General features: G+C 61.7%; 14 protein-coding genes and 1 pseudogene. 12 read left to right on the top strand and 3 right to left on the bottom strand.

All coding sequences use genetic code 11. The features are described from left to right. Positions 1–80: 80 nt before the first annotated feature. The 3 genes from QYE47_RS12445 to QYE47_RS12435 form a co-directional block, all read right to left on the bottom strand. Positions 81–1,523, bottom strand: coding sequence for a SulP family inorganic anion transporter (locus QYE47_RS12445; protein WP_014590321.1), 1,443 nt, complete (start codon positions 1,521–1,523; stop codon positions 81–83). 83 nt (positions 1,524–1,606) lie between these two features. Further along, on the bottom strand, positions 1,607–3,316 hold the full coding sequence (locus QYE47_RS12440; protein WP_014590320.1) for a S8/S53 family peptidase: 1,710 nt from the start codon (positions 3,314–3,316) through the stop codon (positions 1,607–1,609). A 53-nt stretch (positions 3,317–3,369) separates the two neighbouring features. After that, positions 3,370–4,545, bottom strand: coding sequence for a hypothetical protein (locus QYE47_RS12435; protein ID WP_014590319.1), 1,176 nt, complete (start codon positions 4,543–4,545; stop codon positions 3,370–3,372). Positions 4,546–4,670: 125 nt separating this feature from the next. Here QYE47_RS12435 and QYE47_RS12430 point away from each other — a divergent pair, with 125 nt between their 5' ends. From QYE47_RS12430 to nuoH, 12 genes and pseudogenes are all read left to right on the top strand, one after another. Then, positions 4,671–5,435 (top strand): secretin N-terminal domain-containing protein, encoded by a 765-nt coding sequence (locus tag QYE47_RS12430; RefSeq protein WP_172830915.1) that lies wholly within the window; start codon positions 4,671–4,673, stop codon positions 5,433–5,435. Positions 5,436–5,925: 490 nt separating this feature from the next. Then, positions 5,926–7,251 (top strand): isocitrate lyase, encoded by a 1,326-nt coding sequence (gene aceA, locus QYE47_RS12425; protein WP_014590317.1) that lies wholly within the window; start codon positions 5,926–5,928, stop codon positions 7,249–7,251. Positions 7,252–7,491: 240 nt separating this feature from the next. Beyond that, positions 7,492–8,148, top strand: coding sequence for a delta-60 repeat domain-containing protein (locus tag QYE47_RS12420; RefSeq protein ID WP_070383610.1), 657 nt, complete (start codon positions 7,492–7,494; stop codon positions 8,146–8,148). After that, complete coding sequence (locus QYE47_RS12415; protein ID WP_158284460.1) at positions 8,078–8,764, top strand: hypothetical protein; 687 nt, start codon at positions 8,078–8,080, stop codon at positions 8,762–8,764. Before QYE47_RS12420 ends, QYE47_RS12415 begins: the two co-directional genes overlap by 71 nt. Positions 8,765–9,187: 423 nt before the next feature. Beyond that, a pseudogene (locus QYE47_RS12410) lies at positions 9,188–9,451 on the top strand (lysoplasmalogenase family protein); the annotation flags it as partial. Between the two features lie 383 nt (positions 9,452–9,834). Next, on the top strand, positions 9,835–10,248 hold the full coding sequence (locus tag QYE47_RS12405; RefSeq protein WP_003251427.1) for an NADH-quinone oxidoreductase subunit A: 414 nt from the start codon (positions 9,835–9,837) through the stop codon (positions 10,246–10,248). Between the two features lie 9 nt (positions 10,249–10,257). Then, positions 10,258–10,935 carry an NADH-quinone oxidoreductase subunit B family protein gene (locus QYE47_RS12400; protein ID WP_003251429.1) on the top strand — a complete coding sequence of 226 codons (678 nt, stop codon included), beginning with the start codon at positions 10,258–10,260 and terminating at the stop codon, positions 10,933–10,935. A gap of 79 nt (positions 10,936–11,014) precedes the next feature. Next, on the top strand, positions 11,015–12,796 hold the full coding sequence (gene nuoC / locus QYE47_RS12395) for an NADH-quinone oxidoreductase subunit C/D (protein WP_010954900.1): 1,782 nt from the start codon (positions 11,015–11,017) through the stop codon (positions 12,794–12,796). Positions 12,797–12,798: 2 nt separating this feature from the next. After that, positions 12,799–13,296, top strand: coding sequence for an NADH-quinone oxidoreductase subunit NuoE (nuoE, locus tag QYE47_RS12390; RefSeq protein ID WP_012313767.1), 498 nt, complete (start codon positions 12,799–12,801; stop codon positions 13,294–13,296). Next, positions 13,293–14,669 carry an NADH-quinone oxidoreductase subunit NuoF gene (nuoF, locus tag QYE47_RS12385; RefSeq protein ID WP_014590314.1) on the top strand — a complete coding sequence of 459 codons (1,377 nt, stop codon included), beginning with the start codon at positions 13,293–13,295 and terminating at the stop codon, positions 14,667–14,669. The genes nuoE and nuoF overlap by 4 nt, the downstream gene beginning before the upstream one ends. Positions 14,670–14,801: 132 nt before the next feature. Then, positions 14,802–17,516: an NADH-quinone oxidoreductase subunit NuoG gene (nuoG, locus tag QYE47_RS12380; RefSeq protein ID WP_301158985.1), complete on the top strand. Its 2,715-nt coding sequence runs from the start codon at positions 14,802–14,804 to the stop codon at positions 17,514–17,516. Beyond that, complete coding sequence (gene nuoH, locus QYE47_RS12375; protein ID WP_003251440.1) at positions 17,513–18,520, top strand: NADH-quinone oxidoreductase subunit NuoH; 1,008 nt, start codon at positions 17,513–17,515, stop codon at positions 18,518–18,520. Before nuoG ends, nuoH begins: the two co-directional genes overlap by 4 nt.

The following is an 18,520-nucleotide window of genomic DNA, read 5'->3' as shown; positions in this document are numbered from 1 at the left end:
AACCCGCTCCTACAGGGGTATGCGCCCCCTCGTAGGAGCGGGTTTACCCGCGAAGAGGCCGGCACAGGCAGCAACAGTTTTCAATGCTGCTCGCCCGCCCGCTTCAACAGCTTCTTGCACCGCTCCGACAAATGCACCACGCGCAAATGCTTGCCCGCCTTGGCATAGCGCTCGCGCAGGGTTTTCAGCGCCGCAACGGCCGAATAATCGACAAAGCTCAAATGCTGGCAATCCAGCGTGACCTGGGCCGGGTCCCCGGCCGTGTCGAACTGGTTGAGGAACGAGGTGGTCGAGGCAAAGAACAGCGTGCCATGCAGTTGATAACGCTTGCCGCCCTCGGCGTCCTCATGGGTGTCGGCATACAGCTCCCGCGCATGCTGCCAGGCAAAGTTGAGCGCCGCGATGATGATCCCGAACAGCACTGCCATGGCCAGGTCGGTGAGGACCGTGACCACGGTCACCGCAACGATCGCCAGCACATCATTCACCGGCACCTTGTGCAACACCCGCAACGACGCCCAGGCAAAGGTCTGCTGAGCCACCACGAACATCACCCCGACCAGCGCCGCCAGTGGAATACGCTCGATCAGCGGCGACAGGAACAGCACGAACAGCAGAATCATCACCCCGGCCACTACCCCCGACAACCGGCCCCGGCCATTGGAACTGAGGTTGATCACCGTCTGCCCGATCATCGCGCAGCCGCCCATGCCGCCGCACAGGCCCGACACCATGTTCGCAGCGCCCAATGCCACACACTCGCGGTCCGGGAAGCCACGGCTCTCGGTGATTTCGTCGGTCAGGTTGAGGGTGAGCAGGGTTTCCAGCAGGCCGACCATGGCCATCAGCACCGCGTAAGGCGCGATGATTTTCAGGGTTTCCAGATTCCAGGGCACATCCGGCAGCGCCAGCCCCGGCAGGCCACCGGCGATGTGCGCCATGTCGCCCAGGGTGCGGGTAGGTAGCCCGAGCATGTACACCAGCAGGCCAACACCGAGGATCGCCACCAAGGCCGGCGGCACCGCACGGGTCAGTTTGGGCAGCACATAAACCACCGCCATGGTCAGCGCCACCAGGCCGATCATCAGGTACAGCGGCGTGCCACTGAGCCAGTGTTCGCCGTCCTTGAAATGCTCCAGCTGAGCCATGGCGATGACGATGGCCAGGCCGTTTACGAAGCCAAGCATGACCGGGTATGGCACCAGGCGCACCAGTTTGCCCAGGCGCAGCAGGCCGAACAGGATCATGACCACACCGCCCAGCAACACCGTGGCCAGCAGGTACTGCACGCCGTGCTGCACCACCAAGGCGACGATCACCACCGCCATCGAGCCGGCAGCGCCTGAGATCATCCCCGGCCGCCCGCCGAACAGCGCCGTCAGGGTACAAATGATGAACGCACCATACAGGCCCATCAGCGGGTTGAGATGGGCCACCAGGGCAAAGGCGATGCACTCGGGGACCAAGGCGAACGAGGTGGTAAGGCCGGCGAGCAAGTCGGCGCGTAGTCGGGCGGGCTTCATGGGCTTCCTGTGGTGCAGTCCTGACGGACGTTAGAAAAACGAGGGGCGCGATGTTACGGAATTTGTCTGACAGCGGCCACTGCTCAACGCACACGTTCAAGGCTCTGCACGGCCAGGTCCAGCGCACGCTGCATGTCCAGGCGCGCCGAACGCCCCAGGTCCGGGTCGTTCAGGCGGCCGCCACGCTCCGAGGGCAGGATCGGCGCCGTCAGGTCTTCGGCATCCATCGCTTCGAAATCCTGTTCGGCGCCCAGGGTCAAGGCACTGCGCCGCAACAGCATGCGCACCTGTTCCGGGGTAAGTGCCGGGTTGATTGACAGCATCGTCGCCACAGTGGCAGTCACCAAAGGTGTCGCGTACGACGTGCCACAATGCGCAGCCTCGGCAGAAACCGGGCGTATGCAGGCAGCAGCACTGACATCCACGCGCATGTCGATATTGGAACTGTGACGCTTGCGCACATGATCGTGGGCTTCAACTGCCGTAGCCTTGTCACTGCGCTGATGCCCGCCCACCACCAGCAATTGTTCGGTGATGAACGACGAAGGCAGGCGATATTCATCGGTCCCCGACCAGGACGCACCATTGCCCGCCGAATTCACCACCACCACCTCAGGGTGCGCCTTGCGCAGCCAGAGGAAGAACTCCTCAAGCAACTCCTCGTAGCCGCTCATTGCCAGCCCGGAGCGCACCAGCGAGTCGACCTCATCACCCTTCACATTGCGTGCCCCGACCCGGTGAATGCCCCAGCTCCAGTTCAGCACCCGCACGCCATCTTCGACCAGGTTCACCGAGGCAGCGATGTTGGCGGTGATACCGGCATCCGAGTTGCGCTCTACCACCACCTCGAAGCCAGGGCTGTGCTTGCCCAACCCCTGCAAAAAGCCCTCACCCTGCGCAGCGAGAATGCCTGCGACATGGCTGCCGTGGCTTGCCTGGCGATTACCGTCGCGAGCGTAGAGGCATGTCTGGCCTCGTTCGCAGCCCCCTCGATAATGGCTGAACCTTGGGGCGTCGAAGTCCACTTCACGCTCGACTACCCCGACCCGCACGGGCTTCACCGGCAAGCCAGATGCGGCAATCCGGCGCCGGTAGAAATACAGCGCGTCCATGAAGCGGTTGGCGGCCCATTCGTCCGCCTGGTCGATGGCTTGGGTGCTGCGCCCATTGCCCTCCTCCCCGCGCTCGGGGGCGGACTCTTCGACAATCACGGCATCCACGCTGACTTCACTGCCCATGCGCAGGACCATCGCATCGCGCTGCACCAGGTCCTCTACCGGCAAGCGCAGCTGGTAGACATTCAGCGGCGGTATGGCACCGACAACCTGGGCGCCGTATTTACCGGCGATGCGCCGGGCCTCGCCGAGGCCGTCGTATTTTTCTTCGATCAACAGGCTGACCAGATCGACATAGGTGGTCAGGCCGTCCATGTTCTTCGCCACTTCATCGGGCCCTGCGGCGATCACATGACTGCGTTGGCGGGTCAGCCATACCGGGTTGCTGGTACTGCCGCCATCGGCCAGCCAGAGCGGGGCACTGCGCTGGGCTTCTCTTGCCAGCTTCAGCGTCAGCCGGTCACCTTGCCGCCCAACATTGGCGTCTGACAGCTGCACACCGCCCAACCATACCGTTGGCAGGTTTGCCCCGAGCCCCTCGGCACGCAGGCACCATTGCTGCTGGCTGTCGCTGAACAAGTCGCCGCAACGCTGCAGCTGCTTGATGCGCAGCGTGTCCGCTGCAGCCTGTGCACCCAGACTGCAAAGCCATAACAGCAAGATCAGGACACCGTTCATGCAATCACCCCACGCGCTCCCTGTGAGTGCGACTTACGGGGCACCTCAAAGGTTCACCTGTGGCTGGCAACTGCCTGGTCGCGGGCGAGCCATTCGGCCATGGAAGTATCCTCCAACGCGTACTCGCCACGATTGGCCTTCCATACCAGCTCCTTGTCGCGCAGGGCATCGAGGGCCTTCTGTACGTTTGCCGTGTTGACTTTGGCTACCGCCTGGGCCAGCTCCAGCTTGCGGCTGACCTCAACCAGGGTTTGCTCGGTAAACGGGGAAAACGGCTGCCGGCCCAGCGTGCGCTCGGCCATGACCTCTAGCACGGCCTGCTGCAACGGCGTAAGTTCGTTCCAAGCGCTTTCGTAGTCACTCCACACCCCGGCTTGATGGTTCAGCGCCCCATTGCGCAGCAGTTCACCCAGGTTGCCCGCCTCACCCAGGCCGACGCTAACTTCGGCCAACAGTTTGTTGAGCATTTCCGGGCGCCGGCCGACCAATTCGAACGCGTATGCCAGGTCCTCTACCTTGAACTGGTTACTGTCGGCCAGGCGACGGTTCCACAAGGCGGTGATGAATTCGACATATTCACGCCCCAGCAACGGAAAGGGCGTGATGCTGGCACCAAAGAATGGCTGCTTGCTCTTGAGTACCAGGTTGGCCAGCTTGTCGCGACTAGAGCCCGTGAACACCAGGCGCAAGCCATCCGGACGGTCGCCACGGTTAAGGTGGTCACGCGCGGCTTTCAGCGCGAACATCGCATTGAGGCCATCTTCGCTGTTAAGGGCGTGCTGAGCCTCGTCGATGATCAGCACTACCAACTGCCCTGAGACTTGATGCAACACGGCAAGCGCCTGGGCCAGGGTAGTACCCGCAGGCAATTGCGGGCGGGTGAAATCCCAGCTCAGGGTGCGCAGCAGGTTGATCTTGTCGATACCGGCCTTTTTCGCGGTCCTGGCCAGCGCACCTTCGAATCTGGCCAGCGCAGTACCGATGGCGCCACTGATGAGCTGCGCAGGGGCGGCGTCGCGATCCGACCACAGGTCGACGTAAACCGGTAGCCAGCCGCGCTGTACGCATTCCGGTATGAAGTCGTTGTTGAGGAAGGTGCTCTTGCCCGTACGCCGGGGCGCGGCCAGGAACATGCCCGAGCTGTAATCGACCAACGACTCGCCGGCCAAGTCTTGGGCCAGTGCGTTGGCCAACTGATTACGGCGTAGGAGCGGGCGAACGGGAGACATGCAATTAACCTCATTTATCTTGCCTACTATAATTTATAGCCTACAAGATAAATCAGGATAATACGACTGTCTGCCACCGTGCCGACGTGATCCAGATCCGGCAAAAAGTCAGCAAATTTGCCATCATGTTGGTTCCACCTGCGGAGATCATGGACATGCCGCTACGCCCCCTTTTCGCCTCCCTGTTGCTGGTCGCCAGCCTCACCGCCCATGCCGCCACCGAGGTGGTGCCACTTCAGCATCGCAGCAGTGCCGAACTGCTGCCCGCCCTGCAGGCCTTCATCGGCAAGGACGGAACGGTCAGCGCCTTCGAGAACAAACTGATCGTCAACGCCAGCCCCGAGCGCATCGACGACCTGCGCGCCCTGCTGCAACAGCTGGATACCGCGCCCAAGCGCCTGCTGATCAGCGTCGACAACAACGACAGCAATTTCCAGGACAACCGCGGCAACGCACGCGTCATTCACTACGGCACCAGCAACCGCGACGGCGGCATGCAGCAGGTACAAGCCAGCGAAGGGCAACCGGCACTGATCCAGGTAGGCCAGAGCATCCCCATTACCAGCACCAGCACAGACGGCTATGGGCGCATTCAGAGCAACACCGAATACCGCAACGTGACCCAAGGCTTCTACGTAACCCCGAGCCTGAGCGGCGAAACGGTTCGTCTGGAAATAAGCAGCAATAATGACCGCATCAGCCATGAACGTGCAGATGTAGTGAAAGTACAAAGTACCGACACGACAGTCACTGGCAAGCTCGGCGAGTGGATCACCCTAGCGGGGTTCAACCAGCAGAGCCAAGCCGACCGCAGCGCGTCAAGCCATACGTACGGCACCCAACGGGGTGAAAACATGACATTGCGGGTCAAAGTCGACCTTGTCGACTGATCCCAGGCAATTCAAGGCTTCGACCAAAGGCCTTGAAACTGACTGCCAAGTCGCATTAGACCAAAGATGTAGTAAGGACAAAAAAGCACTACAAAACATTTGACAGGGTCTTTTTCCCAAGGGCATGATGGCCTCGCTCCCGCTAATCAGGGGCCCTGGCAAGGGCCTTCGGGGCGCGCTCCTTCCACCCCAGGAGGCGCCTCGTGTCTATACGGCCCACAAGGCGGTTCGACGGGATTGCGACTGCAACGAAGAAGTTGTCCCGAGGGACGGAAGCGCATCACCGCAGTACTGGCAATCGCGTAGCACCGCAGCAAGGCAACCACGAGCCGACCTGCCGGAGCGCACCTTCGCCTGGCCTGCCCACCCTTCCCCTTCGAGCCTTCGCGTTCGCCGCCGCAAGCCTGCGAACAGGACAGCCGCCAGGCACCTGATCTGCCCAGAGCATCAGCACAATTAACCCAAGATCGATGCGACGAGGTTTATTTCCATGGCACTGACACGCGAACAGCAAATTGCAGCCCTCGAGAAAGACTGGGCCGAGAACCCGCGCTGGAAAGGCGTGACCCGTACCTACACCGCCGCTGATGTCGTTCGCCTGCGTGGCTCCGTGCAACCTGAGCACACCTTTGCCCGCCAGGGTGCAGAAAAACTGTGGAAGCTGGTTACCGAAGGTGCTCACCCGTCCTTCCGCCCCGACAAAGATTTCGTCAACTGCATGGGCGCCCTAACTGGCGGCCAGGCTGTACAACAGGTCAAGGCCGGTATCCAGGCCATCTACCTGTCCGGCTGGCAGGTTGCCGCCGACAACAACTCGGCCGAGTCGATGTACCCTGACCAGTCGCTGTACCCGGTCGATTCGGTACCGACCGTGGTCAAGCGCATCAACAACGCGTTCCGCCGTGCCGACCAGATCCAGTGGAAAGCCGGCAAGAACCCGGGCGACGAAGGCTACATCGACTACTTCGCGCCCATCGTGGCCGACGCCGAAGCCGGTTTTGGCGGCGTATTGAATGCCTACGAGCTGATGAAGAACATGATCGAAGCAGGCGCCGCCGGCGTGCACTTCGAAGACCAGCTGGCCTCGGTTAAAAAATGCGGCCACATGGGCGGCAAGGTGCTGGTACCGACCCAGGAAGCCGTACAGAAGCTGGTAGCAGCGCGCCTGGCCGCTGACGTGTCGGGTGTGCCGACCATCATCCTGGCCCGCACCGACGCCAACGCCGCCGACCTGCTGACCAGCGACTGCGACCCGTACGACCAGCCGTTCGTGATTGGCGAGCGCACCCGTGAAGGCTTCTACAAGGTCCGTGCCGGCCTCGACCAGGCCATTGCCCGCGGCCTGGCCTACGCCCCGTACGCCGACCTGATCTGGTGTGAAACCGCCAAGCCAGACCTGGACGAAGCCCGTCGCTTCGCCGAGGCGATCAAGAAGGAGTACCCGGACCAGATCCTGTCGTACAACTGCTCGCCTTCCTTCAACTGGAAGAAAAACCTGGACGACGCCACCATCGCCAAGTTCCAGCGCGAATTGTCGGCCATGGGTTACAAGCATCAGTTCATCACCCTGGCCGGCATCCACAACATGTGGCACGGCATGTTCAACCTGGCGCACGACTACGCCCGCAACGACATGACCGCCTACGTGAAGCTGCAGGAGCAGGAATTCGCTGACGCCAGCAAGGGCTACACCTTCGTGGCGCACCAGCAGGAAGTGGGCACTGGCTACTTCGACGACATGACCACCGTGATCCAGGGTGGCGCTTCGTCGGTGACTGCGCTGACCGGTTCGACCGAGGAAGAGCAGTTCCACTGATAGTGGGTTGCGGTTGAACAAAAGCCCGGGGCTTGAGAAAGCTCCGGGCTTTTGTTTTGCCAATGCCTGTCGATACAAGCCATAGCGAAATCCATGATCAGGGCCATGCTTTCTCCGCAAAGACCACGGAAAACAGCCAGGGCTAATGGGCTCTTCTCATGCAGAGCCTAGTATTATTGCCAGTTTTTCAGTCCCACACCTTCTGAGAGGCTAGCGACTCCCCCAAACAGGAGTCGCATCATGCCAACCATCCTCAACGCTGGCGAGCTGGACCCAGCGTATGCGTCGCAAGGCCGTTTTTCGCACCCAAAGTACGACCATCTCGGCCCGATTGCGATAATCGAATCAACTCAAAAAACACTTATTTCCTCGGCGCCCCGAAACGCGACAGCCCTCAAGCTGCTATGCCTTGAGCCTGACGGTACGCTTGACCTCGAATTCGGTTCGCAAGGTGTCACAACGATCGAATATGAAGGTGCCCTGCGGGTCTTGCTGTCTGAGATCATTACGGATGAAGCTGGGCGAATATTTGTGGTAGGCGACTACAACTACGCCCAGAATTCATATCACCCCATCGTCGTTCGCTTGCACGCCAATGGAAAGCCCGACACCAGTTTTGGCGAGGACGGGAAGCCCTATCGGATTTATCCTTCGGTCAGCTCCACAACCAAGGCCTGGCCGACCGGTTTGGCATCGCCCAGCAAGTACAGCAGTTCGTCTTCCCACGACAACGACGGCGCGGGCATACGGAACGGAGTGCTCTACTTCCGCTCGCGCGACCACGTTGTTGCAATCACGCTGAAGGGGGACCTGGCTACCGACTTCAATGGCACAGGCTACTGGCGCGCTGCGCACGGTAACGACCCAGTACTGCTGGGGGGCACTGGCACTGAATGAACATGGTATTTATGCGGCGTACGCGCCCTTACTTACTGAAGACTTCAAGAACCACGTCATCGTGACCCGCCTCGATGAGCACGCCAAGATCGACAGGACATTTGCCGACGGTGGTTATCTGCACCTGCATACGCCAGGCCACACGCTGCGTCCTGCGCTGCTCAAGCAGTCAACCTCCAATCATCACTTCGTGCTGGCGTGCCACACCGACATCAACACTTACGATGAGGGTACCGCGCTCATGTCGTTTAACAGCGACGGCACGCTGAACAACGGTTTCAATGAAGGGAGACCCGTCATTGTCGAAAAGACCCCATCGGTAATAGCCTCCGCGTTAGATCTGTCCTTTGACGCCAGATCCGGCAACGCCGAGAAAATTTACCTGACCGTGCTTTATGAAAATGCAGAATCAGAGGGCCATTTTGTCACTCTGCGCTTCAACAGCGACGGCAAACCTGACCATGATTATGGCGCCAGTGGCTGGGCCTTCGTCGGAGAGCGCGGGATGGCCTCATGGATCCGCTGCCAACGCAATGGTCAACCGCTTGTCGCCTGCAATCTCAAGCTTCCGACAGATACCAAAAACGGCTTCTACGTGGTACGCCTCGGCGCCTGAAACAAAAGCGGGGCCGATCGGCGACAAGGAAGAACAGTTCCACTGCTAGTGGGTTGCTGTTGAACAAAGGCCCGGTGCTTGTGAAAGCACTGGGCCTTTGTTTTTTTGGGGGGCTACCCATTGCCCAATCCCCTGAAATTTCTCGGCTACCTGGCCCGGCCCTTGTCTCACACTAATCAGCTTGACGCTTCAGGTGTTCTGCATCCGAATGCGTCAGGGCGACATGGTGCCTGTCGTAAGGTTTGCGGTGCCGCGCGAGCGGCGCTCTCCCGCAGGCGCCGCATACCTGTCACCAAACCTATGCCCCCCTACAATCCAAAGGCATGACCAGCAAAACCCAGGATCAGGTCTATGCTTGAGGCAGCGCAGCAGCAAGGACCTCTGCCAAGCGACCTGATGATTCTCGCCCTGGCTGCCGCCGCTCTCTATATATACGCCCCGGCCATCAACACCACGCTCTGGCGCGCCTTGGCCTGCAGCGGTTTGGCGGTGCTCGGTGCCGGCCTGCTCGTGAGCTCAGACAGCCTGATCGGCATCGAACGCTTCGCCAGCCCGTTCGCCGCCGCACTGCACCTGATCATCCTCGCTTGCTGGCTAGACCAATGGGCCATCGCTTCATCAGTCGGTCATCGCTCCACCAATAAAGTATTGACCCAGAGCGGTGCGCGCAGTGTCGAGAGCTGCTAGAACAAGCGTTTTTTGCATTTGCAAGTAGGGGGAGTCGCCAGATGAACTTTACAAGGCACAGAACAGGCAAACTCAAAGGCAGCAAGCCAAATGATATTAATTATCATTACGTAACTTGCTATTCGTTACCGTCCGCAAGAAACATAATTGACAAAACCGCACGCAATGCCCGAATTTCAAGGCCCTCAGCCAGTTACGAAGGTTTTTTGTACTTAATCCTACGAATAAATTTGCGACAGAAATTTTACTTGCACCAGGTTTACCCATAAAATCAGCGGGATTGATTCGGCTGCGACATTTGGTCACTGCATGTGCGACGCCAAGTCGCCGCTCTACACTTATTTCAGACTGCAGAGCTGGGTCTCTGTATAAGGATTTCTAGCATGTCCGATTCGGCAGGACTCATCGCCCACAACTGGGGCTTTGCCATCTTCCTCCTGGGTGTCGTCGGCCTGTGCGCCTTCATGCTCGGCCTGTCCAGCCTGCTCGGTAGCAAGGCTTGGGGCCGCGCCAAGAACGAACCCTTCGAATCCGGCATGCTGCCCGTCGGCAGCGCCCGCCTGCGCCTGTCCGCCAAATTCTATCTGGTCGCGATGCTGTTCGTGATCTTCGATATCGAAGCCCTCTTTCTCTTTGCATGGTCTGTGTCCGTCCGCGAAAGCGGCTGGACCGGATTCGTCGAAGCACTCGTTTTCATAGCAATTCTGTTGGCAGGTCTTGTCTACCTATGGCGCGTCGGGGCACTTGATTGGGCTCCCGAAGGTCGCCGCAAGCGGCAAGCGAAGCTGAAACAATGAGGCTTTGGCATGCAATACAATCTCACCAGAATCGATCCGGATGCGCCCAACGAGCAGTACCCGGTCGGTGAACGGGAAACCGTCACCGATCAACTGCTAGAGGACCAGGTCCACAAGAACATCTTCATGGGCAAACTTGAAGATGTGCTGCGTGGCGCGGTCAATTGGGGCCGCAAGAACTCCCTCTGGCCGTACAACTTCGGCCTGTCCTGCTGCTACGTGGAAATGACCACGGCCTTCACGGCACCCCACGACATCGCCCGCTTCGGCGCCGAAGTCATCCGGGCCTCGCCGCGTCAGGCCGACTTCATGGTCATTGCCGGTACCTGCTTCGTCAAAATGGCGCCGATCATCCAGCGCCTGTACGAGCAGATGCTCGAGCCGAAATGGGTCATCTCCATGGGTTCGTGCGCCAACTCCGGCGGCATGTACGACATCTACTCGGTCGTTCAGGGGGTCGACAAGTTCCTCCCCGTGGACGTCTATGTGCCTGGCTGCCCGCCACGCCCTGAGGCTTTCCTGCAAGGCTTGATGCTGTTGCAGGAGTCGATCGGCCAAGAACGACGCCCGCTTTCCTGGGTTGTTGGTGATCAAGGTATTTACCGTGCCGAGATGCCAGCCCAGAAAGACCTGCGTCGTGAGCAGCGCATTGCAGTAACCAACCTGCGCAGCCCCGACGAAGTCTGATCCAGCGACCTGCCGCCCGCTCCCGAAGGAGCCGGCGGCCTGGCTTCATTCTTAACGTTGACCCAAAGCGACCGAGACCATGACAGCGGACAACGCTATTTTCATTCCGCCCTACAAGGCTGACGACCAGGATGTGGTCGTCGAACTGAACAACCGTTTTGGCGCCGACGCATTCGTCGCCCAGGAAACCCGCACCGGCATGCCCGTGCTGTGGGTAAAACGCGCCCAGCTCAAAGAGGTGCTCAGCTTCCTGCGCGGCGTCGCCAAGCCTTACAGCATGCTGTACGACCTGCATGGCGTCGACGAGCGCCTGCGCACCCAGCGCCGTGGCCTGCCAGCCGCCGATTTCAGCGTGTTCTACCACCTGTTGTCGATCGAGCGTAACAGCGACGTGATGATCAAGGTGTCGCTCAGCGAAGGCGACCTGAACCTGCCGACCGTGACAGGCATCTGGCCAAACGCCAACTGGTACGAGCGCGAAGTCTGGGACATGTTCGGCATCGACTTTGCCGGCCACCCGCACCTCAGCCGCATCATGATGCCGCCGACCTGGGAAGGTCACCCGCTGCGCAAGGACTACCCTGCCCGTGCGACCGAGTTCGACCCCTACAGCCTGACCCTGGCCAAGCAGCAGCTTGAAGAGGAATCGGCTCGCTTCAACCCGGAAGCCTGGGGCATGAAGCGTCAGGGCGCCAACGAGGACTACATGTTCCTCAACCTCGGCCCCAACCACCCTTCGGCGCACGGTGCGTTCCGTATCGTCCTGCAGCTGGACGGTGAAGAAATCGTCGACTGCGTACCGGACATCGGCTACCACCACCGTGGCGCCGAAAAAATGGCCGAGCGCCAGTCCTGGCACAGCTTCATCCCCTATACCGACCGTATCGATTACCTCGGTGGGGTGATGAACAACCTGCCGTACGTGCTTGCGGTGGAGAAGCTGGCCGGCATCAAGGTGCCGCAGAAGGTCGACGTGATTCGCATCATGCTGGCCGAGTTCTTCCGCATCACCAGCCACCTGCTGTTCCTGGGTACCTACATCCAGGACGTCGGCGCCATGACTCCGGTGTTCTTCACCTTCACCGACCGCCAGCGCGCCTACACCGTGATCGAAGCGATCACCGGTTTCCGCCTGCACCCGGCCTGGTACCGCATCGGTGGCGTCGCCCACGACCTGCCACGCGGCTGGGACAAGCTGGTCAAGGACTTCGTCGAATGGCTGCCCAAGCGCCTCGACGAATACACCAAGGCCGCCCTGCAAAACAGCATCCTCAAGGGCCGTACCATCGGCGTTGCCGCGTACAACACCAAGGAAGCGCTGGAATGGGGCACCACCGGTGCCGGCTTGCGTGCCACCGGTTGCAACTTCGACCTGCGTAAAGCCCGCCCTTACTCCGGCTACGAAAACTTCGAGTTCGAAGTACCGCTGGCCCACAACGGCGATGCCTACGATCGCTGCATGGTCCGTGTCGAGGAGATGCGTCAGAGTATCCGCATCATCGACCAGTGCCTGCGCAACATGCCGGAAGGCCCGTACAAGGCGGATCACCCGCTGACCACGCCGCCGCCGAAAGAGCGCACCCTGCAGCACATCGAAACCCTGATCACGCACTTCCTGCAAGTCTCGTGGGGCCCGGTCATGCCGGCCAACGAGTCGTTCCAGATGATCGAAGCGACCAAGGGCATCAACAGTTACTACCTGACGAGCGATGGCGGCACCATGAGCTACCGCACCCGGATCCGCACCCCGAGCTACCCGCACCTGCAGCAGATCCCTTCGGTGATCAAAGGCAGCATGGTCGCCGACCTCATTGCGTACCTGGGCAGTATCGACTTCGTTATGGCTGACGTGGACCGCTAAGCATGAACAGCACGCTTATCCAGACAGACCGTTTCGCCCTGAGCGAAACCGAGCGCTCGGCCATCGAGCACGAAATGCATCACTACGAGGACCCGCGCGCGGCGTCCATCGAAGCCCTGAAGATCGTCCAGAAGGAACGTGGCTGGGTGCCGGACGGCGCCATCTACGCCATTGGCGAAGTGCTGGGCATTCCGGCCAGCGACGTCGAGGGTGTCGCCACCTTCTACAGTCAGATCTTCCGCCAGCCGGTCGGCCGCCACATCATCCGCGTGTGTGACAGCATGGTCTGCTACATCGGCGGCCATGAGTCGGTCGTCAGCCAGATCCAGAGCGAGTTGGGCATCGGCCTGGGCCAGACCACCGCCGACGGTCGTTTCACCCTGCTGCCCGTGTGCTGCCTGGGCAACTGCGACAAGGCCCCGGCACTGATGATCGACGACGACACCTTCGGTGACGTGCAGCCGGCTGGCGTTTCCAAACTGCTGGAGGGTTACGTATGACCATTACTTCCTTCGGCCCGGCCAACCGCATCGCGCGCTCGGCCGAAACCCACCCGCTGACCTGGCGCCTGCGTGACGACGGCGAGCCGGTCTGGCTGGCCGAGTACGAATCGAAGAACGGCTACGCCGCAGCCCGCAAGGCGCTGGCGCAAATGTCCGCCGACGACATCGTGCAAAGCGTCAAGGACTCCGGCCTCAAAGGCCGTGGTGGCGCAGGCTTCCCCACTGGCGTGAAGTGGGGCCTGATGCCCAAAGACGAATCCATGAACATCCGCTACCTGCTGTGCAACGCGGACGAAATGGAGCCGAACACCTGGAAGGACCGCATGCTGATGGAGCAACAGCCCCATCTGCTGGTCGAGGGCATGCTGATCAGCGCCCGCGCCCTGAAGGCCTACCGCGGCTACATCTTCCTGCGTGGCGAATACACCACCGCAGCGAAGAACCTCAACCGCGCCATCGATGAAGCCAAGGCCGCCGGCCTGCTGGGCAAGAACATCCTGGGCAGCGGTTTCGATTTCGAGCTGTTCGTGCACACCGGCGCCGGCCGCTACATCTGCGGTGAAGAAACCGCGCTGATCAACTCGCTGGAAGGCCGCCGCGCCAACCCGCGCTCCAAGCCGCCCTTCCCTGCCGCCGTTGGCGTGTGGGGCAAGCCGACGTGCGTGAACAACGTCGAAACCCTGTGCAATGTCCCGGCCATCGTCGCCAACGGCAACGACTGGTACAAGTCGCTGGCACGCGAAGGCAGCGAAGACCATGGCACCAAGCTGATGGGCTTCTCCGGCAAGGTAAAGAACCCAGGCCTGTGGGAACTGCCATTTGGCGTTACCGCGCGCGAGTTGTTCGAAGACTACGCCGGTGGCATGCGCGATGGCTTCAAGCTCAAGTGCTGGCAGCCAGGCGGCGCCGGTACCGGCTTCCTGCTGCCTGAGCACCTCGATGCGCAAATGTACGCCGGTGGCATCGCCAAGGTCGGCACCCGTATGGGTACGGGCCTGGCCATGGCGGTCGACGACAGCATCAACATGGTGTCGCTGCTGCGCAACATGGAAGAGTTCTTCGCCCGCGAATCGTGCGGCTGGTGCACACCATGCCGTGACGGCCTGCCGTGGAGCGTGAAGATGCTGCGCGCACTGGAAAGAGGCCAGGGCCGTGCCGAAGACATCGAGACGCTGCTGGGGCTGGTCAACTTCCTCGGCCCAGGCCGTACCTTCTGTGCTCACGCACCGGGTGCCGTCGAGCCGCTGGGCAGTGCCATCAAATACTTCCGCTCGGAGTTCGAGGCCGGTGTGGCGCCTGACAGTGCTGGCAGCCTGCGCCCGGACCTGGCGAAGCCCATCCAGGCCGGGCCGATCGTGGTCGGCGCATAACAAGATGATTAGGCGGGTGGTCCGTGCCACTCGCCAGCTTACCGGCAGGCCCGAGCAATCGAGGCGTGTCGCAAGCTCACCGATTTCCATTAGCCACGCCCGCTCACGCGGGCCAACGAAGAACTTTGAACAATGGCCACTATCCACGTAGACGGCAAAGCGCTCGAAGTCAACGGTGCAGACAACCTGTTACAGGCGTGTCTGTCGCTCGGCCTCGACATCCCTTATTTCTGCTGGCACCCGGCGCTTGGTAGCGTTGGCGCCTGCCGGCAGTGCGCAGTCAAGCAGTACACCGACGAGAACGACACCCGTGGTCGTATCGTCATGTCCTGCATGACCCCTGCTTCCGACGGCACCTGGATCTCCATCGACGATGAAGAGTCGAAGGCGTTCCGCGCCAGCGTCGTCGAATGGCTGATGACCAACCACCCGCACGACTGCCCGGTGTGCGAGGAAGGCGGTCACTGCCACCTGCAGGACATGACGGTAATGACCGGCCACAACGAGCGCCGCTACCGTTTCACCAAGCGTACCCACCAGAACCAGGACCTCGGCCCGTTCATCGCCCATGAGATGAACCGCTGCATCGCCTGCTACCGCTGCGTGCGCTATTACAAGGACTACGCAGGTGGTACCGACCTGGGCGTATACGGCGCCCACGACAACGTGTACTTCGGCCGCGTCGAAGACGGCGTGCTGGAAAGCGAGTTCTCCGGCAACCTGACCGAGGTCTGCCCGACCGGCGTGTTCACCGACAAGACCCACTCCGAGCGCTACAACCGCAAGTGGGACATGCAGTTCGCCCCAAGCATCTGCCATGGCTGCTCCAGCGGCTGCAACATCAGCCCGGGTGAGCGCTACGGCGAACTGCGCCGTATCGAAAACCGCTTCAACGGTTCGGTCAACCAGTACTTCCTGTGCGACCGCGGCCGCTTCGGCTACGGCTACGTCAACCGCAAGGACCGCCCACGTCAGCCACAACTGGCCGACGGCACCAAGCTGGGTCTGGACGCCGCCCTGGACAAGGCCGCCGACCTGCTGCGCGGCCGTACCATCGTCGGTATCGGCTCGCCACGCGCCAGCCTCGAAAGTAACTACGGCCTGCGTGAGCTGGTCGGTGCCGACTACTTCTACTCGGGCATGGAAGCGGGCGAACTGGCCCGCGTACGCCTGGCCCTGAACGTGCTGAACAACAGCCCGCTGCCAGTACCGACCCTGCGCGACATCGAAGACCACGACGCCGTGTTCGTGCTCGGTGAAGACCTGACCCAGACCGCTGCCCGCGTTGCCCTGGCCGTGCGCCAGGCCACCAAAGGCAAGGCCGAGGCCATGGCCGAAGCGATGAAAGTGCAGCCTTGGCTCGACGCTGCTGTGAAGAACATTGGCCAGCACGCGCTGTACCCACTGTTCATCGCGTCCCTGGCTGAAACCAAGCTGGACGACGTCGCCGAAGAATGCGTACACGCCGCGCCGGCCGACCTGGCCCGCATCGGTTTCGCCGTGGCCCACGCCATCGACCCGAGCGCCCCTGCCGTCGCCGGCCTGGACGACGAAGCCAAGGCCCTGGCCCAGCGCATCGCCGACGCCCTGGTCGCCGCCAAGCGCCCACTGGTCGTTGCCGGTACGTCGCTGGCCGACCCAGCGCTGATCGAAGCCGCCGCTAACATCGCCAAGGCCCTGAAGCTGCGCGAGAAAAACGGCTCGCTGAGCCTGGTGGTACCTGAGGCCAACAGCCTTGGCCTGGCCATGCTCGGTGGCGAGTCGGTCGATGCCGCGCTGGATGCGGTCATCAGCGGCAAGGCCGATGCCATCGTGGTGCTGGAAAACGACCTGTACGCCCGCGTACCGGCCGCCAAGGTCGACGCAGCCCTGGCTGCGGCCAAGGTGGTGATCGTTGCCGACCACTCCAAAACCGCCACCGTCGACCGCGCCCACCTGGTGCTGCCGGCCGCCTCGTTCGCCGAGGGTGACGGTACCCTGGTCAGCCAGGAAGGCCGTGCCCAGCGCTTCTTCCAGGTGTTCGACCCGCAGTACCTGGACAGCAGCATCCTGGTCCATGAAGGCTGGCGCTGGATGCACGCCCTGCGTGCCACCCTGCTGAACAAGCCGGTCGACTGGACCCAGCTGGACCACGTCACCAGCGCCTGTGCCGAAGCCGCCCCGCAACTGGCCGGCATCGTCAACGCCGCGCCAAGCGCCGCGTTCCGCATCAAGGGCATGAAGCTGGCCCGTGAGCCGCTGCGCTACTCCGGCCGTACCGCCATGCGCGCCAACATCAGTGTGCACGAGCCGCGCACCCCGCAAGACAAGGACACCGCGTTCGCCTTCTCCATGGAAGGCTACTCGGGTTCGGCCGAACCCCGCCAGCAGGTGCCGTTCGCCTGGTCGCCGGGCTGGAACTCCCCACAGGCCTGGAACAAGTTTCAGGACGAGGTCGGTGGCCACCTGCGTGCCGGTGACCCAGGCGTACGCCTGATCGAGTCGCAAGGCGACCGCCTGAACTGGTTCAATGCCATTCCGGGGGCCTTCAACCCGGCCCGTGGCACCTGGACTGCCGTGCCGTTCTTCCACCTGTTTGGCAGCAAAGAAAGCTCCTCGCGCGCCGCCCCGGTCCAAGAACGCATCCCGGCTGCCTACGTGGCCCTGGCCAAGTCCGAAGCCGACCGCCTGGGCGTCAACGAGGGCGCCCTGCTGAGCCTGAACGTCGCCGGTGTGGCCCTGCGCCTGCCGCTGCGTATCAATGAAGAGCTGGGCGCTGGCCTGGTCGCGTTGCCGAAAGGCCTGGCTGGCATTCCGCCTGCCATCTTCGGTGCATCCGTCGAAGGTCTGCAGGAGGCAGCACAATGAGCTGGTTCACCCCCGAAGTGATCGATGTGATCCTCACCGTGCTGCGGGCCATCGTGGTCCTGCTGGCGGTGGTGGTCTGCGGCGCCCTGCTCAGCTTCGTCGAGCGCCGCCTGCTGGGCTGGTGGCAGGACCGTTACGGCCCTAACCGCGTCGGCCCGTTCGGCATGTTCCAGATCGCTGCCGACATGCTGAAGATGTTCTTCAAGGAAGACTGGAACCCGCCCTTCGTCGACCGCGTGATCTTCACCCTGGCACCGGTAGTGGCCATGAGCGCCCTGCTGATCGCCTTCGTGGTCATCCCGATCACCCCGACCTGGGGCGTTGCCGACCTGAACATCGGCCTGCTGTTCTTCTTCGCCATGGCCGGTCTGTCGGTCTACGCGGTGCTGTTCGCCGGCTGGTCGTCGAACAACAAGTACGCCCTGCTGGGCAGCTTGCGTGCTTCGGCACAGACCGTGTCGTACGAAGTGTTCCTGGGCCTGGCGCTGATGGGCGTGGTGGTGCAGGTGGGCTCGTTCAACATGCGCGACATCGTTGAGTACCAGGCGCAGAACCTGTGGTTCATCATTCCGCAGTTCTTCGGCTTCTGCACCTTCTTCATCGCTGGCGTCGCCGTGACTCACCGTCACCCGTTCGACCAGCCGGAAGCAGAACAGGAACTGGCCGACGGCTACCACATCGAGTATGCCGGCATGAAGTGGGGCATGTTCTTCGTCGGTGAGTACATCGGCATCATCCTCATCTCGGCGCTGCTGGTAACCCTGTTCTTCGGTGGCTGGCACGGCCCGTTCGGCATCCTGCCGCAACTGTCGTTCCTGTGGTTCGCCCTGAAGACCGCGTTCTTCATCATGCTGTTCATCCTGCTGCGCGCCTCGATCCCGCGCCCACGCTATGACCAGGTGATGGACTTCAGCTGGAAGTTCTGCCTGCCGCTGACCCTGATCAATTTGCTGGTGACCGCTGCGATCGTGCTCTACAACACGCCAGCCGTCGCGGCCCAGTGA

This window comes from Pseudomonas sp. 2,4-D (assembly GCF_030418155.1).
Classification (GTDB): Bacteria; Pseudomonadota; Gammaproteobacteria; order Pseudomonadales; family Pseudomonadaceae; genus Aquipseudomonas; species Aquipseudomonas alloputida.
This window is presented reverse-complemented; position numbering and strand designations above follow the sequence as displayed.

Coding starts and splice junctions, on each gene's coding strand:
- QYE47_RS12440 (WP_014590320.1), bottom strand. CDS start 3,316: ATGAACGGTGTCCTGATCTTGCTGTTATGGCTTTGCAGTCTGGGTGCA.
- QYE47_RS12435 (WP_014590319.1), bottom strand. CDS start 4,545: ATGTCTCCCGTTCGCCCGCTCCTACGCCGTAATCAGTTGGCCAACGCA.
- nuoG (WP_301158985.1), top strand. CDS start 14,802: ATGGCCACTATCCACGTAGACGGCAAAGCGCTCGAAGTCAACGGTGCA.
- nuoH (WP_003251440.1), top strand. CDS start 17,513: ATGAGCTGGTTCACCCCCGAAGTGATCGATGTGATCCTCACCGTGCTG.
- nuoC (WP_010954900.1), top strand. CDS start 11,015: ATGACAGCGGACAACGCTATTTTCATTCCGCCCTACAAGGCTGACGAC.
- QYE47_RS12400 (WP_003251429.1), top strand. CDS start 10,258: ATGCAATACAATCTCACCAGAATCGATCCGGATGCGCCCAACGAGCAG.
- QYE47_RS12430 (WP_172830915.1), top strand. CDS start 4,671: ATGTTGGTTCCACCTGCGGAGATCATGGACATGCCGCTACGCCCCCTT.
- QYE47_RS12415 (WP_158284460.1), top strand. CDS start 8,078: ATGGCACAGGCTACTGGCGCGCTGCGCACGGTAACGACCCAGTACTGC.
- nuoF (WP_014590314.1), top strand. CDS start 13,293: ATGACCATTACTTCCTTCGGCCCGGCCAACCGCATCGCGCGCTCGGCC.
- QYE47_RS12420 (WP_070383610.1), top strand. CDS start 7,492: ATGCCAACCATCCTCAACGCTGGCGAGCTGGACCCAGCGTATGCGTCG.
- aceA (WP_014590317.1), top strand. CDS start 5,926: ATGGCACTGACACGCGAACAGCAAATTGCAGCCCTCGAGAAAGACTGG.
- QYE47_RS12445 (WP_014590321.1), bottom strand. CDS start 1,523: ATGAAGCCCGCCCGACTACGCGCCGACTTGCTCGCCGGCCTTACCACC.
- nuoE (WP_012313767.1), top strand. CDS start 12,799: ATGAACAGCACGCTTATCCAGACAGACCGTTTCGCCCTGAGCGAAACC.
- QYE47_RS12405 (WP_003251427.1), top strand. CDS start 9,835: ATGTCCGATTCGGCAGGACTCATCGCCCACAACTGGGGCTTTGCCATC.